Raw genomic sequence first — 14,712 nt, 5'->3', positions numbered from 1 at the left:
GAGCTGAGACACCCCGATCCGCCCCCGGGTTCGCCTCGGCCGCCTCGGACAGGAACAATCAGGGGGCGCGGGGCCGTACCCTCATGGCCCTACGGGGAGGTGGCAGGCAAGTGGAGCAGCTGACGCAGCACGACCCGAGGCGGATCGGACCCTTCGAGGTGCTGGGCCGGCTCGGTGCCGGCGGTATGGGCCTGGTCTATCTCGCACGCTCGGCCTCGGGCCGGCGCGTGGCGATCAAGACCGTACGGACCGAACTCGCCGAGGACCAGCTGTTCCGTGTCCGCTTCACCCGCGAGGTCGAGGCCGCGCGGGCGGTCTCCGGCTTCTACACGGCGGCCGTGGTCGACGCCGACCCGCGGGCGGCGGTGCCGTGGCTGGCGACCGCGTACGTACCGGCGCCCTCGCTCGAGGAAATAGTGAATGAGTGCGGGCCGCTGCCCGCCCAGGCCGTGCGCTGGCTGGCCGCGGGCGTCGCCGAGGCCCTCCAGTCCATCCACGGCGCGGGCCTGGTCCACCGCGACCTCAAGCCGTCGAACGTGCTCGTGGTCGAGGACGGGCCCCGGGTCATCGACTTCGGCATCGCGTCAGGCGTCTCCAACACCCGGCTGACCATGACGAACGTGGCCGTCGGCACGCCCGCCTACATGTCGCCCGAGCAGGCGCGGGACTCGCGCAGCGTCACCGGCGCCAGCGACGTCTTCTCGCTGGGCTCGATGCTGGTGTTCGCGGCCACCGGACACGCGCCCTTCCATGGCGCGAACCCCGTCGAGACCGTCTTCATGCTGCTGCGCGAAGGACCGGACCTGGAGGGGCTGCCCGACGAGCTCCGGCCGCTGATCGAGTCCTGTATGCAGATGGAGGTCGGGCTCCGGCCCACCCCCGCCGACCTGCAGGCCCAGCTCGCCCCGCACCTCTTCGGCTCCGGCAGCGACGACAGCGGGACCGCGTCCGCGTGGCTGCCCGCGCGGGCCACCGCCATGATCGAGGCGCGGCGCGGAGGCCGTCCCTCGGCCCCGCCGCCCGCGACCCCACCGGCCCCGCCCAGACCGCCCCGCCCCGCCTGGCAGAGCGGCGAGGACCCCCGTACGGGCCAGGCGGCCCCCGGACCCGTACGGCTTGCGGGCGCCGCCGTGCCCATCGGGCCCGGGCCCCGGGTCGCCGACACACGCGCCGCGATCGTGGCCGACGCGGGCCCCGCGACCGGCTGGATCCGCCGGCCCGGCGCCGCCGAGCCCGCCCCCGCGCCCGGCACGCGCCCGCTGCCGTCCCCCACCCCGGCGCCGGACGCCGGACAGCCCGCCGAGCCCGGTCCCTGGCGGCCCTGGCGGTTCCGGATGTCGAACGACGTCTGGGGCACCCCCGTCGTCGCGGGCGATCTGCTCTACGTCACCTCCTTCGAGGTCCACGCGCTGGACGTGGCGACCGGCCGGCGGCAGTTCAAGACCCGCGACGTGGCCTGGTCCATGACGGTCGACGGCGGCCGGATCCACGCCTCCGACGGCCCGACGCTCTACGCCCTCGACGCGGTCGACGGCGCCGAGCGCTGGCGGCTCCAGACCGACGCGTGGGTGTACTCCCTCAAGGCCGACCGCGGCACGGTCGTCACCGCCACCCGCGGCGGCGGCGTCCAGGGCTGGGAGGCGTCCAACGGCGCCAAGCTCTGGGAGGTCACCGGAGCGCAGACCGACTTCGAGACCCCCGAGGCGGGGCCGGTCATCCACGGCTCCACGGTGTACGTGTGGCGGGACGCCCGCCTCCAGGCGCTGGACGCCCGCACGGGCGTGGAGCGCTGGTCGTACCCGATCGGCGACGCGGCCTCCTGCGGCAACGTGCCCGTACGGGTCGCCCCGGCCGAGGACGGCTGCGTCTACGTCTCCGCCGGGACGCGGGTGCTCTCCGTCGACATCGCCTCCGGCCACGTCCGCTGGCACTTCGAGGCCCCCGCGGTCTTCCTCTCCCCGCCCGCCTTCGCCCCCGGCCCGGCCGTGACCGGCGGTGGGGTCTACCTCGCCGACTACCTCGGCACGGTCTACGCCCTGGACGCGACCACCGGCAAGGACCGCTGGCGGATCGCCACCGAGTCCCGCCAGTCGGCGGAGCCGGTCCTCGTCGTCAACGGCAACGTCCACGTCGGCAGCGGCAGCGCGCTCTACACCCTCGACGCGGTCACCGGCACCCCCAAGTGGCGCTTCGCGGCGGGCGGAGAGGTCATCGGCACACCGGTCGTGGCCGACGGCCGCGTCCACTTCGGCTCCGCCGACCACGTCCTCTACACCCTCGACGCGAGCGGCGGTCAGCTCCGCTGGAAGCTCGCCACCGGCGGGGAGATCACCGGCTCGCCGGTCGCCAAGGGCGGTGTGGTCTACGCGTGCAGCAAGGACCGCTGCGTCTACGCGCTGGACGCGGTGAAGGGCACGGCGACCGGCCGCGGCGCCGGGGCCCGCTGACCCGGCGGCGCTAGACCGGCCCGTCGCGGTCCCGCGGCGGGCGGCGCTCGTCCCAGGTCGGGGTGTCCATCGTCCGGGTCGGCTCCTGCGCGTGCGGGGGCTGCTCGTACGGGCCCGAAGGCACCGGACGGTGCTCCAGGCGGTCCCGGCGGCGGCGCGGGCGGCCCGACATGATCGCGGCGGCCAGGAGCAGCAGCGCCCCGCCGCCGAGGGCGCTCGCAGCGCCGTCGCCGATGCCCGAACCGTCGGCGCCCACCGTCAGGCCGCCCTCGGCCTGTCCGACGCGGACCATCCACAGGATGGTGAAGCCAAGCACGATCACGCCCGCGAGCGCCACCAGCGGGCGGGAGCGCAGGACGACGCCGATCAGCGTCAGCAGGGCCGCGACGGCGAACGGCAGCAGGATCGAGAGCCAGAGCTCCGCCTTCACGTCCGTGATGCCGGCGAACAGGTCCCCGACGCGGTAGTCGCGCCCGTGCCGGCCGTCGTACCACTCCCGAAACGGACTCCACACGGCGGCCGCCGCGCCGACGACAGCCAGCACGGCGCCGATGACGTTACGCACCATCCTCCGACGCCTCCCTTTCTGGGCTCGGCCAGGCGGTCGTAGATCCCCTCCGACGCTACGCCGACGCCGTGGGGGCCGCCACGCGGGACGGAGGGGGCGGGGAAGTATGAGAAGGTGTCGTGCGCCCGTCAAGAACGGGTTTTCGGACACTCACATCAACGGGGGTTGAAATGAAGCTTCGCCATGTCCGTGCTATCGCCGTCTTCGGCGTCGCCCTGGTCGCGCTGACGGGAGCCCGCGGCTCCGGCGGTGGCGGCTGCGACAATCACAGCAGCTCGTCCAGCAGCTCCGGGGGCAGCTCCTCCGGTGGCAGCTCCTCCTCGGGCAGCGACGGCAGCTCCTCCTCCGGCAGCTCCTCCGGCAGCGACAGCAGCAGCTCCGGCGGCGTCTCCGTGCCCGGCGGCTCCAGCGCCAACAAGGCCGAGCGCGACGTCCGCATCGACGACTGCCTCATCACGCGCGACAAGCTCACCGTGAAGCTGACCGTCACCAACAACAGCTCCACCACCTACAAGTACGACGTCGGCGTCCAGTTCAAGGGCGAGATCGGCGGCCCCTCCGCCAACGTCGCCATCGCCAACGTCGACGACCTGCTCGTGCCGGCCAACTCCTCCAAGAGCACCGAGGCCAGCACCCCCTACACCGGCACCGGCGACGGCTCCGAGTACAAGAAGTGCCAGGTCATGACCGCCAGCCGGACCATGAGCTAACGCAGCCGAAAGCCCGCGCCCCCCGCCCCGCGCCTGCCTTCGAACAGCTCCGCCTGCCGCTTTGGCGGCAGGTTCCCGAGCGCGATCAGGTGCGGGGCTTGGGCGAGTGCCTGCGCCCGCGCCGCCTCCCTGGCCGACCACACCGCCCGTACGGTCCCCTGCACCGCCTCCGTCGGATGGCCGGCGATCACGGCGGCCGCGCTCCTCGCGGCGTCCGCCGCCCCGCCGGGCGGGGTCAGCTCGGACACCAGGCCCGTCTCGTACGCCCGTCGCGCCGAGACCCGCTCCGCCGTCCCCATCAGGGACATCCGGGCCACCTCACCGAACGGCATCCGCTGCGCCATGTACACCGCCTCGTAGGCGCTGACCATGCCGTACGTCGTGTGCGGGTCGAAGAAGGTCGCCTCGGTCGAGGCCACCACGAACTCCGCCTCGCCCAGCAGATAGAACGCCCCGCCGCAGGCCATCCCCTCCACGGCCGCGATCACCGGCTTCCACAGGTCGTTCGCCTTGGGGCCGATCGCGAGCAGCGGATCGTCGATCGAGTACGGCGACGAGGGCTGCTCCACCACCGCCTCGCGGTCGATGCCCGTACAGAAGACCCGGGTGCCGGAGCCGGTGACGACCACCGCCCGGACGGCGTCGTCCCGCCTGAACTCACGCCAGACCGCAGTGAGTTGGGAGGCCATCTCCAGCGTGAGGGCGTTGTGCTTCGCCGGCCGGTCCAGCGTGACCAGCGCGACCCCCGACTTCTTGTCGCACTCCACCCGGACGCTCATGAGCGCTCCAGCAGCCAGCGCGGCACGCTCACCCCGTCGATCTCGGTGAAGGCGACCCGCACCGCCGCCCCGATCCGCAGCCGCGCCGGATCGACCGAGTTCAGCGCCGCGTCCGGCGCGGCCACCACATTGCCGGCCAGCCGGATCTGCGGGGCATCCACCAGCTCGACCAGGACGGCGTTGTACGGCGCCTGCGCGGCGTAGTCGGGCAGCAGCGGCGGATGCGGGATCACGAACGACCAGATCCGGCCACGCCCGCTCATCCGGAGCCAGCGGCTGTCGAAGGACTGGCAGCGCGGGCAGCACGGCCGGGGCGGGAACCGAGGCTCGCCGCACTCCGGCGCGGCGCAGGCCTGGATCCGCAGCTCTCCCCGGGCGGCGTACTCCCAGAAGGGGGCGCCGTCCTCGTCGATGACGGGTGCGAGCATCGTGGGCTCCTCACGCTCGAAGCAGGATCGCGGATGTGGGGACGCCCTCGCCCGCCGTGACCAGGCAGGTCGACGCGTCCGGGACCTGTGCGGTGCTGGTGCCGCGCAGCTGCTTCACGCCTTCGTTGATCAGGTTGAAGCCGTGGACGTACGCCTCGCTGAGCCCGCCGCCGCCGGTGTTGACCGGCAGCCGGCCGCCGATCTCCAGCGCGCCGCCCTCCGTGAAGGCGCCGCCCTCACCGCGTCCGCAGAAGCCGTACCCCTCCAGGGAGAGCGGGATCAGCGGGGTGAACGCGTCGTAGATCTGGGCGACGTCCACGTCCTGGGGGCCGAAGTCGGCCTGTTTCCACAGCTGCCGGGCGGCGGTCCAGGCCGGGCCGGTGAGCGGGTCGTCGTTCCAGTAGTTGACCATGCCGTGGTGCTGGGCGGGCAGGCCCTGGGCGGCGGAGTGCACGTACACCGGCCGCTGCCGGCAGTCCCGGGCCCGCTCGGCCGACACGATCACGCAGGCCAGCGCGCCGTCCGTCTCCAGGCAGTTGTCGAAGAGGCAGAGGGGCTCGCTGATCCAGCGGGCGGTCATGTACATCTCGCGGGTCAGCGGGCGCTCGTACATGATCGCGGCCGGGTTCTGGTTGGCGCGGTTGCGGCAGGCCAGGGCGACGTTGAAGAGATGGTCGCGGGTGGCTCCGTATTCGTGCATGTAGCGGCGGGCGAGCATCCCGATCTCGTCGGAGGGGCGCAGCAGGCCGAACGGGCGGGTCCACTGGCCGGGGGTGGGCAGCTGGACCGCGGTGTTCTTCCACGGCCGAGGGCCGGAGCCGCGCTTGCGGGACCGCCAGGCGACGCCGACACTCGCCTGGCCGGTGGCGACGGCGGCGGCGAGGTGTCCGACGGTGGCGCAGGAACCGCCGCCGCCGTAGCCGACCTTGGAGAAGAAGGTGACGTCTCCCGCGCCGATGGTCTTGGCGACCTCGACCTCGTCGGTCTCCTCCATCGTGTACGAGGCGAAGGCGTCGACCTCGGAGGGGGCGATGCCCGCGTCGTCGAGCGCCGCGAGGATGGCCCGGCAGGCCAAGGTCTTCTCGGAGTCGGTCAGTTGCTTCGCGAAGGGTGTCTGTCCTATGCCGACGATCGCGGTCGCGTCCTTCAGTCCTGGCATCGGCACCTCCGCGGTGGGTCGCTGCTGCTGACAGCGCGTCAGGCTACAGCTAATCTGACGGATAGTCAGCTAAGTGGGAGGGGCGGAGATGCGCGGGGACCTGGAGTGGGGCTCGATCCCGAGGCTGGTGCGGTCGGCCGCCGAGCGGTACGGCCCGAGGGAGGCGGTCGTCGAGGGCCGCCTCCGGATCACCTACGCGGAACTCGGCGAGCGCGTCGAGCGGGCCGCGGCCGCCTGCATCGCGGCGGGGGTAAGGCCGGGGGACCGCGTCGCGATCTGGGCGCCCAACACCCTCGACTGGATCGTCTCCGCCCTCGGCGCGGTGACGGCCGGGGCGGTGCTCGTCCCGCTCAACACCCGTTTCAAGGGCGCGGAGGCGGCGTACGTCCTCTCCCGCTCCCGCGCCCGGCTGCTCTTCATCACGGGCACGTTCCTCGGCACCTCGTACGTCGCCTCGCTGCGCCGGTCCGGGGTCGAACTGCCCGACCTGGAGCAGGTCGTGGTCCTCGCGGACAGCGCGCCGGAGGACTACCGCACCTGGAAGGACTTCCTGGCCGGAGGGGACACCATCGGCGACGACGAGGTCCGGGCCCGGGCCGACGCGGTCGAGTCCGCCGCGCCCTCGGACATCATCTTCACCTCAGGGACCACCGGCCGGCCCAAGGGCGCGGTCATCACACACGCCCAGACCCTGCGCTGCTACGGCGTCTGGAGCGAGCTGGCCGGACTGCGGGAGGGCGACCGCTATCTGATCGTTAACCCGTTCTTCCACACCTTCGGCTACAAGGCCGGCATCATCGCCTGCCTGATGCGGGGCGCGGTGATGGTGCCGCAGCCGGTCTTCAGCGTGGACACCGTCCTCGCCAACATCGCCGCCGAACGGATCTCGGTCCTGCCCGGCCCGCCCACCCTCCACCAGTCCCTGCTGGACCACCCGGCCCGCGGAAGCCATGACCTCTCCGCCCTGCGGCTGGTCGTCACGGGCGCGGCGGTGGTGCCGCTCCAGCTGGTGGAACGCCTGCGGTCCGAGCTGGGCGTGGGGACGGTCCTCACGGCGTACGGCCTGTCCGAGGCGAGCGGCATCGTGACGATGTGCCGCCGAGGCGACCCCCCGGAGGTGATCGCGTGGACCTCGGGCCGGGCGATCCCGGACACGGAGGTCCGTATCGAGAACGGCGAGGTGCTGGTCCGCGGCCACCATGTGATGGGCGGCTACTTCGAGGACCCGGAGGAGACGGCGAAGGTCCTGGACGCGGACGGCTGGCTGCACACGGGCGATGTGGGCGAGCTGGACGCGGCCGGCAACCTGCGGATCACGGACCGGATCAAGGACATGTTCATCGTCGGCGGTTTCAACGCCTATCCGGCGGAGATCGAGCAACTCCTCGGCCTGCACCCGGAGATAGCGGACGTGGCCGTGATCGGGATCCCGGACGCGCGCCTGGGCGAGGTGGGCAAGGCGTTCGCGGTCCGGCGGCCGGGCGCGACGCTCACGGCGGACGACCTGATCGCGTGGGCGCGGCGGGAGATGGCGAACTACAAGGTCCCGAGGGAGGTGGAGTTCGTGACGGCGCTGCCCCGGAACGCGAGCGGTAAGGTCGTCAAGGGGGAACTGCGCGACCGGTCCGCGCGGGGTACCGGCTGATCAGCGCGGAGCGGCCGTCACGGCGTGCCCCGTGGCATGGACGTTCGCGGCCGCGGAGGTGGCCGAGCCCGCGGTGACCGCGACGGCGATGAGGGCGCCGAGGAGCAGACGTCTGGCGCGGTTCATGCGATCCTCCGCAAGGACGGGTTGTTTCCGGACATGAATGACCCTAGGTGTCGGTCGGGTGAATGTTCGATGGTTGCCCTGTGTTCCGGACAACTTATGGCGCGTTCGGCCCCGGCCCGACCGCCCCATGCGCCCGGAGACGAACCGAGCCCCAAAAATACGCGGCCGCGACGGCTCCCCCTCCGCGCCGCCGCGGCCGCACCCCGTGGGTGAAAGGTCTTCGTCCCCCCTGGCCGGTCCTACTTGGCCGGTTCGGTCGTCGCGTGGATGTTGTCGGTCGACGCGTCGCCCGTGCCGGCCTCGGGGGCTGTCGGGGCCGGGGCCGGGTTGGTGCCGGTGGCGTGGATGTTCTTGATGCCGATCTTCTCGGCGACCGCGTCGGTCGCCGGGGAGCCGGTGGCGTGGATGTTCTTCGTCTGGATCTGCTCGCCGCCGGTGCCGGTCGCGTTGGTGGTGTCGCTCATGGTGTTCTCCCGTTGGTGTCGTGCGTCAGACGCTGGGTTGGGCGAGGCCCGCCCGGCTGTTCCCCCGTGGACGGCCGGACGGGCCTCTTGGGGCCGTTCACCCTAGTGCGTTGGAGCGACGGCCTCTCCAGTGACCCGTCTGCCCCCCGACGCGACGGATCCTTGAAGAAAAGAATGCCGTGCGGCGATAAACGAACGATGAACGTCTGATTCGGGCGTCGGCCGGGGCCCGGTCCGGGGGCGGCTTTACGCGGCCGCGACCGGCTTCAGCAGGGCGCGGACCGAGTCGACCTCCGGGGAGCCCAACTCCTCGTAGATGCCGAGGGCTTCCTGCCAGCAGACCCGTGCGCGGCCGTTCTGCCCGATGCCGTCGAGGGCGCGTCCCAGGACGGTCAGGACGTTGCCCCGGCGCCATTCGCCGCCGATGCCGCGCAGGACGGTGAGCGCCATCTCGGCGTTGGCGGCGGCCTGTGCGTGCCGCAGGGCGGCGATGTCGACCTCGGCGAGGCGGAAGAGCGTCATGCCTTCCCAGAGCCGCTGGCGGCTGTCGCGGAAGACGTCGAGGGCTTCGCGGAGCCGGTCGGCGGCGGCGGGGAGGCGTCCGCTCTGGGTGAGCGCGAGCCCGAGGGCGTAGCGGCCGTTGGCGCCCTTGAGGGCGTGGCCCATGGCGTCGTACATGTCGGTGCCCTGCTGGGCGAGGGTGACCGCGCTGTCCGTACGGCCCATGCCGAGGTGGATGCGGGAGAGGTTGCACAGGGCGCTGGCCTCGCCGGCCTGGTCCTCGCAGCCGCGGAAGGCGTCGATGGCCTGGGTGAGGTGCTGTTCGCCGTCGTCCTGCCGGTTCTGGTAGATGGCGATGACACCTCGGGTGTTCGCGGCCCAGCAGCAGGGGAGGGGGTCGCCGATCGCCTCGGCCTGGCTCATGGCCTCGTGGGCTTCCTGGTCGGCCTGGTCGAAGCGGCCCGAGACATGGTGGACGTAGGCCAGGGTGACGGAGGCGCGGGCTTCGGCCCTGGTGTCGCCGGCGGCCCGCGCGGCCTCCCGCAGGCCGGCGGCCGCGGCTTCGTACTGCTTGGAGTTGGCGCCCGACTCGGCGAGGTCGAGGGAGGCCCAGAGCAGGTCCACGGACCGGCGCAGGGTGGCCGCGGTGGTCGACTGGCGCACGCAGGCGAGGAGGCAGTTGGCCTCGGCGTAGAGCCAGTCCTGGGCGGCGTGCCGGTCGGTGAAGGAAAGTCCGGGGTAGGTCGTGGGCTCCAGGTGGTCGACCAGGCGGTCGCCGGGCCGCTCGATGCCGTACACGCCGGCCGCCGTCGACAGGTAGAAGTCGAGCAGCCGTGACAGCGCCGACTCCCTTTCGGCCGGGGGCTGTTCGTCCCGCTCGGCGCATGAGCGTGCGTAGAGGCGTACGAGGTCGTGGTAGCGGTAGCGGCCCGGTGCGGCGGACTCCAGGAGGGAGGTGTCGACGAGGGCTTCGAGGAGGTCCTCGGCGTCCCGGACCGGCAGGTCCAGGACCGCGGCGGCGGCCGCGAGGGAGATGTCGGGGCCGTCGGCGAGGCCGAGCAGGCGGAAGGCGCGGGCCTGGGCCGGCTCCAGCTGGCCGTAGCCGAGCTCGAAGGTGGCCTTGACGGCGAGGTCGCCGGCCTGGAGCTCGTCGAGGCGGCGCCGCTCGTCGGCGAGCTTGGCGGCGAGCACCGACACGGTCCAGGTGCGCCGGGCGGCCAGCCGGGAGGCGGCGATCCGGATGGCCAGCGGCAGGAATCCGCAGGCGGCGACCACGTCGAGGGCCGCCTCGCGCTCGGCGGAGACCCGCTCCCTGCCGACGATCTTGGTGAAGAGCTGGAGGGCCTCCTCGGGGGACATCACGTCGAGGTCCACGAGGTGCGCGCCGGCCAGGTCGACCATCCGGGTGCGGCTGGTGACCAGGGCCGCGCAGCCCGGTGTGCCGGGCAGCAGCGGCCGGATCTGGGCGGCGTCGCGTGCGTTGTCGAGCAGGACGAGGATGCGCCGGCCGTCGAGGGTGGAGCGGTAGAGCGCGGCCCGCTCGTCGAGGGAGTCCGGGATGGCCGCGTCCGGGGTGCCGAGCGCGCGCAGGAAGGAGCCGAGGACGGTCTCCGGCTCGGCGGCGCGGGCCCCGGCGCCCTGGAGGTCGACGTACAGCTGGCCGTCGGGGAAGTGCGGGCGGGCGTCGTGGGCGACGTGGACGGCGAGCGTGGTCTTGCCGACGCCGCCGATCCCGGCGAGGGCGGAGACGGCCATGACCGAGCCCTCGGCGGTGGCGAGCCGGTCGCCCAGTTCGCGGACGAAGGCGGCGCGGCCGGTGAAGTCGGAGACGGTGGCGGGGAGCTGGGCGGGGCGGTTGCGGCTGGGGGCGGGCGCGGCGGACGGTTCGACCGGGCGGGCCAGTTCGGCGTCGGCCTGGAGGATGCGCTGCTGGAGCCGGGAGAGTTCGGGGCGCGGGTCGACGCCGAGCTCGTCGGCGAGGAGGCGGCGGGTGTCGGCGTAGACGGCGAGGGCCTCGGCCTGGCGGCCGCTGCGGTACAGGGCCAGCATGAGGAGCTCGCGCAGCCGCTCGCGCAGGGGGTGCGCGGCGGTGAGCGCGGTCAGCTCGGAGACGGCCTCGGCGTGCGAGCCGACATCCAGGTCCAGGTCGAGGCGGGACTCCAGGAGCTGGAGCCGCCACTCCTCCAGGCGGGTCCGCTGGGTCTCGGCGTACGGGCCGGGGACGGAGGCGAGCGGCTCGCCGTCCCAGAGGCCCAGGGACTTGTTGATCAGGACGCGGGCCTGGGTGCGGTCCCCGGCGGCGCGGGCCTTCTCCGCCTCGGCGACGAGCTCCTGGGCGACGTGCAGGTCGAGGGAGTCGGCGCGGGTGCGGATGGCGTAGCCACCTGACTCGCTGACCAGGACCCCGGGGTCGAGAACCTTGCGCAGCCGCGAGGCGTACGTCCGGACGGCCGCGAGCGCCTGCGAGGGGGGTTCGTCGCCCCAGATGGCGTCGATGAGCTCGGCGGCGGTCGCCGTGCGGCCGTCGCGGAGCAGCAGCGCGGCCAGCAGGGCGCGCTGTTGCGGTGAGCCGGAGGGCAGGGCTTCGCCGTCCCGCCATGCGCGGACCGGGCCGAGCACACCGAAGCGCAGGTCACTTCCGTGACCTGTGAGCGGAGCCCGCTGCTCCGGTACGCGTGGCCCGTTGTCGCGGTCCATAGCTCCCCCTGCTCGCACCCCTGGTCCCTGGTCCCTGGTCTTGTCGCTGGTTTCGCCCCCGACAGTCTGCCTTGTCCGGAGCGGGCGCGTCAGCATCGGGTGACTCTCTGCACAAGGTCATGACAGGATCCGGCTACCACGGAGCTGACGGACCGTCAGATCAGCGCTACCGTGGAAGGCATGGAGACCTTCCCGAAGATCATCTCGGTGGACGACCACACGGTGGAGCCCCCCAACGTCTGGCGGGACCGGCTCCCGTCGAAGTACCACGACGTCGGACCCCGGATCGTCCGGGCCCCGCTGAAGGAAATGACCTTCCTCGGCGGCAAGTTCGCCCCGGTCATGGGCGCGAAGGGGGACGAAGGGCCGATCGGCGACTGGTGGGTCTACGAGGACCTGCACCGCCCCCTCACCCGCCTCGACACCGCCGTCGGATACGACCGCGACGAGATCAAACTCGAAGTGATCACCTACGAACAGATGCGGCCCGGGTCGTACAGCGTGCCCGACCGGCTCGCGGACATGGATGTCAATCACGTCCAGTCCGCCCTGTGTTTCCCCACGTTTCCGCGATTCTGCGGTCAGACGTTCACCGAGGCCGGCGACCGCGAGCTCGGACTGCTCGGGGTGCGCGCCTACAACGACTGGATGGTCGAGGAGTGGTGCGGGCCCCAGGCGCACGGCCGGCTCATCCCGCTCACCCTGATCCCGCTCTGGGACGCCGAGCTGGCGGCGGCCGAGGTGCGCCGCAACGCGGCCCGTGGCGTACGGGCCGTCGCCTTCTCCGAGATACCGCCCCACCTGGGGCTTCCCTCGATCCACACCGACTGCTGGGACCCCTTCCTGGCCGCCTGCGACGAGACCGGCACGGTCGTCGCCATGCACATCGGCTCCTCGTCGAGGATGCCGTCGACCTCGGCGGACGCGCCGCCGGCGGTCGGCTCCACGATCACCTTCGCCAACTGCTGCTTCTCGATGGTCGACTGGCTGATGAGCGGCAAGTTCGAGCGCTTCCCGAACCTGAAGGTCATGTACGCCGAGGGCCAGATCGGCTGGATTCCGTACATCCTCGAGCGCGCGGACGTCGTCTGGGAGGAGAACCGCGGCTGGGGCGGGGTCGCCGACAAGGTCCACCGCCCGCCGTCCGAGCTCTTCGCCGGCCATGTCTTCGGCTGCTTCTTCGACGACGCCTTCGGCCTGCGGAACCTCGACGCGATCGGGGTCGGCAACGTCCTCTACGAGACGGACTACCCGCACTCCGACTCGACCTGGCCCAAGTCCAAGGAGGTCGGCGAGGCGCAGATGGGGCACGTCGACCCGGAGGTGGTGGAGCGGATCGTCCGCGGAAACGCGATCGACCTGCTCGGGCTCACGGCGGACGGGCTGTGGGCGGGGCCCGGGGCGTGACGGCCGGGTCGGGCCCGTCGGCTTCCGGCCCGGGCCCGCTCTCCTCACGGGATGTCGCGGATGCTGTGTTCGCTCAGGTCGGCCGCGTGCCGGGCGATGGTGCGGTAGTCGGCGTCGTCATGCAGGACGGTCAGCCCATGATGGGCCGCGGTCGCCGCGATGATCAGGTCGACGGCCGAGGCGCTGCGGTGTTCGCCGTCCCGCGCCATCCGCTGCTGCACCGAACCGATCCAGCGCCCGGCGTTCTTGGGTACCGCCACGTCGGGGTACAGGTCGGTGAACATCTCCGCGATCTCGTCGTACTCGCGACTGTTCCGAGCGCTGTAGAGGAACTCGGCGCGCTGCGGGTAGCACGACGCGATCGCCTCGGCGTCGATCGCGTCGTACCAGGCCGACTGCAGGGCCGGGGTGCTGAGCAGCCGGACGAGGCCCGAGGTGTCGAGCAGGTAGATCACCGACTGTCCTTCTCCGCCCGATGCAGACGTTCCGCGTCCTCGACGGCCCCCCACTGGCGCGCACGCTCGAAGTGACGGCCGATGCGTGCCGCGCGTTCCTGCCGGTCGGCGTAGAAGCGGAGGGCGAGATTGACGGCCTCCTTCTTGGTCCTGGCCTTGGACAGGGCCATGACTCGTCGCAGTGCGTCATCGTCTATGTCGATCTGGGTCACGCCCATGTCACACCTCCGTCGATGTGGGGGATGTACAAAGAATTGTACGTCAACAACATTGGCGCGCGAGTCGGATGCCCCGGATCGCGCCAAGGGGTTCCGGCGCGACTCTTGCTCCACCGTGCGCCGACGGCGACGATGGGCCCGCAAGTATCTGATGGGCCGTCAGGTGAGGGGTGGATTCATGGTGATGTACGGGATGCAGCTCCCGGTCCAGTCGCAGAGCAGCATCTACGCCGAGCCCTGGGAGGCCGGGGCCGGGCCCATGGATCTCGTCGAGATCGCCGAGGTCGCCGACCGCTGCGGCTTCGGCTACCTCGCCTGCTGCGACCATGTGGCCATACCCCGCAGGCTGGCGGGGGCCATGAGCACGGTCTGGTACGACCCCGTCGCCACCCTCTCCTTCCTCGCCGCCGCCACCTCGCGCGTCCGGCTGCTGAGCCATGTCGCCGTCGTCGGGCTGCGCCATCCGCTCGTCACCGCCAAGGCGTACGCCACCGTCGACCACCTCTCCGGCGGCCGGCTGGTCCTCGGGGTCGGGGCCGGGCACGTACAGGAGGAGTTCGATGCCGTCGGGGCCGACTTCGCCCGGCGCGGGGCGGTGCTCGACGAGACGATCGACGCGCTGAAGGCGGCCCTCGGGCCGGAGGAGTACCCCGCCTTCACCGGGGAGCGGTTCGCCTTCAAGGACCTCGGGCAGCGGCCCCGGCCCGCCCAGGAACGGGTGCCCGTCTGGGTCGGCGGCTCCTCACCGGCCGCCGTGCGGCGCGCCGCGCTCAAGGGGGACGGCTGGCTGCCGCAGGGCGATCCCCGCGACCGGCTGCCGGGCCAGATCGCCCGGCTCCGGCAGCTGCGGGAGGAGGCCGGGGTGACCGATCCGCTCACCGTCGGCGCCATCACCGAGCCGCTGTACGTCGGCGAGGCGTCCTGGGACACCGGCCGGCGCACCCTGACCGGCGACCCGGAGGCGCTCGCCGAGTCGCTGCGGGCGTACGGCGCGATGGGCGTGCACCAGATCCAGGTGCGGTTCCGCTCCCGGAGCCGCAGCGAACTGACCGACCAGATGGCGGCCTTCGCCGCCGATGTGGCTCCGCACCTTCAAGGCTAGGGAGTA

Annotated in this window: 15 protein-coding genes; 5 read left to right on the top strand and 10 right to left on the bottom strand. The window is 72.5% G+C overall.

The annotated features are described in order from the left end of the window. The first annotated feature begins 110 nt into the window (after window positions 1–110). Window positions 111–2,447 (top strand): outer membrane protein assembly factor BamB family protein, encoded by a 2,337-nt coding sequence (locus IEZ01_RS15855; RefSeq protein WP_019887184.1) that lies wholly within the window; start codon window positions 111–113, stop codon window positions 2,445–2,447. Between the two features lie 10 nt (window positions 2,448–2,457). On the opposite strand, the gene IEZ01_RS15850 is transcribed toward IEZ01_RS15855, so the two are convergent. Next, a complete protein-coding gene (locus tag IEZ01_RS15850; protein ID WP_019887183.1) occupies window positions 2,458–3,015 on the bottom strand; it encodes a hypothetical protein in 558 nt (185 codons plus the stop codon). Between the two features lie 265 nt (window positions 3,016–3,280). Next, window positions 3,281–3,430 (bottom strand): hypothetical protein, encoded by a 150-nt coding sequence (locus IEZ01_RS34960; RefSeq protein WP_019887181.1) that lies wholly within the window; start codon window positions 3,428–3,430, stop codon window positions 3,281–3,283. Between IEZ01_RS34960 and IEZ01_RS34955 the strand changes: the two genes are divergently transcribed. Continuing rightward, a complete protein-coding gene (locus IEZ01_RS34955) occupies window positions 3,408–3,725 on the top strand; it encodes a hypothetical protein (RefSeq protein WP_019887180.1) in 318 nt (105 codons plus the stop codon). The two genes, IEZ01_RS34960 and IEZ01_RS34955, sit on opposite strands and share 23 nt — an antisense overlap. On the opposite strand, the gene IEZ01_RS15840 is transcribed toward IEZ01_RS34955, so the two are convergent. Genes IEZ01_RS15840 through IEZ01_RS15830 form a run of 3 tightly spaced genes read right to left on the bottom strand, consistent with a single transcriptional unit; the run spans window position 3,722 to window position 6,091 of the window. Further along, a complete protein-coding gene (locus tag IEZ01_RS15840; RefSeq protein ID WP_189202226.1) occupies window positions 3,722–4,504 on the bottom strand; it encodes an enoyl-CoA hydratase/isomerase family protein in 783 nt (260 codons plus the stop codon). The genes IEZ01_RS34955 and IEZ01_RS15840 overlap by 4 nt on opposite strands. Beyond that, the gene (locus tag IEZ01_RS15835; protein ID WP_019887177.1) at window positions 4,501–4,932 is read right to left on the bottom strand and encodes a Zn-ribbon domain-containing OB-fold protein; all 432 of its coding nucleotides are present in this window, start codon (window positions 4,930–4,932) and stop codon (window positions 4,501–4,503) included. The genes IEZ01_RS15840 and IEZ01_RS15835 overlap by 4 nt, the downstream gene beginning before the upstream one ends. Window positions 4,933–4,942: 10 nt before the next feature. Next, a complete protein-coding gene (locus IEZ01_RS15830) occupies window positions 4,943–6,091 on the bottom strand; it encodes a lipid-transfer protein (protein WP_019887176.1) in 1,149 nt (382 codons plus the stop codon). An 88-nt stretch (window positions 6,092–6,179) separates the two neighbouring features. On the opposite strand from IEZ01_RS15830, the gene IEZ01_RS15825 reads away from it, so the two are divergent. Continuing rightward, the gene (locus IEZ01_RS15825; RefSeq protein ID WP_189202224.1) at window positions 6,180–7,736 is read left to right on the top strand and encodes a FadD3 family acyl-CoA ligase; all 1,557 of its coding nucleotides are present in this window, start codon (window positions 6,180–6,182) and stop codon (window positions 7,734–7,736) included. On the opposite strand, the gene IEZ01_RS35660 is transcribed toward IEZ01_RS15825, so the two are convergent. The 3 genes from IEZ01_RS35660 to afsR form a co-directional block, all read right to left on the bottom strand. Continuing rightward, window positions 7,737–7,862 carry a hypothetical protein gene (locus tag IEZ01_RS35660; RefSeq protein WP_019887174.1) on the bottom strand — a complete coding sequence of 42 codons (126 nt, stop codon included), beginning with the start codon at window positions 7,860–7,862 and terminating at the stop codon, window positions 7,737–7,739. A 239-nt stretch (window positions 7,863–8,101) separates the two neighbouring features. Then, entirely contained in the window at window positions 8,102–8,326 is a 225-nt protein-coding gene (locus IEZ01_RS15820; protein WP_189202221.1) for a hypothetical protein, read from the bottom strand. A 246-nt stretch (window positions 8,327–8,572) separates the two neighbouring features. Further along, window positions 8,573–11,524 (bottom strand): SARP-family global regulator AfsR, encoded by a 2,952-nt coding sequence (gene afsR / locus IEZ01_RS15815; RefSeq protein WP_189202219.1) that lies wholly within the window; start codon window positions 11,522–11,524, stop codon window positions 8,573–8,575. Between the two features lie 180 nt (window positions 11,525–11,704). On the opposite strand from afsR, the gene IEZ01_RS15810 reads away from it, so the two are divergent. After that, complete coding sequence (locus IEZ01_RS15810) at window positions 11,705–12,931, top strand: amidohydrolase family protein (protein WP_189202217.1); 1,227 nt, start codon at window positions 11,705–11,707, stop codon at window positions 12,929–12,931. Between the two features lie 44 nt (window positions 12,932–12,975). Here the strand turns inward: IEZ01_RS15810 and IEZ01_RS15805 are convergent, their stop codons facing one another. Then, complete coding sequence (locus tag IEZ01_RS15805; RefSeq protein WP_019887170.1) at window positions 12,976–13,386, bottom strand: PIN domain-containing protein; 411 nt, start codon at window positions 13,384–13,386, stop codon at window positions 12,976–12,978. Continuing rightward, entirely contained in the window at window positions 13,383–13,604 is a 222-nt protein-coding gene (locus tag IEZ01_RS15800; RefSeq protein ID WP_019887168.1) for a type II toxin-antitoxin system VapB family antitoxin, read from the bottom strand. The genes IEZ01_RS15805 and IEZ01_RS15800 overlap by 4 nt, the downstream gene beginning before the upstream one ends. A 178-nt stretch (window positions 13,605–13,782) precedes the next feature. Here IEZ01_RS15800 and IEZ01_RS15795 point away from each other — a divergent pair, with 178 nt between their 5' ends. Further along, complete coding sequence (locus IEZ01_RS15795) at window positions 13,783–14,706, top strand: LLM class F420-dependent oxidoreductase (RefSeq protein ID WP_189202214.1); 924 nt, start codon at window positions 13,783–13,785, stop codon at window positions 14,704–14,706. Window positions 14,707–14,712: the final 6 nt, after the last annotated feature.

Source organism: Streptomyces purpureus, from assembly GCF_014648195.1.
Classification (GTDB): Bacteria; Actinomycetota; Actinomycetes; order Streptomycetales; family Streptomycetaceae; genus Streptomyces; species Streptomyces purpureus.
Note: the sequence above shows the minus strand (reverse complement) of the source record. Positions and strands in the feature narration are given on the sequence as shown.

What these genes read in the sequence shown, in the direction of transcription:
- afsR (WP_189202219.1), bottom strand. Translation starts at nt 11,524, where the DNA reads ATGGACCGCGACAACGGGCCACGCGTACCGGAGCAGCGGGCTCCGCTC.
- IEZ01_RS15795 (WP_189202214.1), top strand. Translation starts at nt 13,783, where the DNA reads ATGGTGATGTACGGGATGCAGCTCCCGGTCCAGTCGCAGAGCAGCATC.
- IEZ01_RS15800 (WP_019887168.1), bottom strand. Translation starts at nt 13,604, where the DNA reads ATGGGCGTGACCCAGATCGACATAGACGATGACGCACTGCGACGAGTC.
- IEZ01_RS15810 (WP_189202217.1), top strand. Translation starts at nt 11,705, where the DNA reads ATGGAGACCTTCCCGAAGATCATCTCGGTGGACGACCACACGGTGGAG.
- IEZ01_RS15840 (WP_189202226.1), bottom strand. Translation starts at nt 4,504, where the DNA reads ATGAGCGTCCGGGTGGAGTGCGACAAGAAGTCGGGGGTCGCGCTGGTC.
- IEZ01_RS15835 (WP_019887177.1), bottom strand. Translation starts at nt 4,932, where the DNA reads ATGCTCGCACCCGTCATCGACGAGGACGGCGCCCCCTTCTGGGAGTAC.
- IEZ01_RS15820 (WP_189202221.1), bottom strand. Translation starts at nt 8,326, where the DNA reads ATGAGCGACACCACCAACGCGACCGGCACCGGCGGCGAGCAGATCCAG.
- IEZ01_RS15825 (WP_189202224.1), top strand. Translation starts at nt 6,180, where the DNA reads ATGCGCGGGGACCTGGAGTGGGGCTCGATCCCGAGGCTGGTGCGGTCG.
- IEZ01_RS15850 (WP_019887183.1), bottom strand. Translation starts at nt 3,015, where the DNA reads ATGGTGCGTAACGTCATCGGCGCCGTGCTGGCTGTCGTCGGCGCGGCG.
- IEZ01_RS35660 (WP_019887174.1), bottom strand. Translation starts at nt 7,862, where the DNA reads ATGAACCGCGCCAGACGTCTGCTCCTCGGCGCCCTCATCGCCGTCGCG.
- IEZ01_RS15830 (WP_019887176.1), bottom strand. Translation starts at nt 6,091, where the DNA reads ATGCCAGGACTGAAGGACGCGACCGCGATCGTCGGCATAGGACAGACA.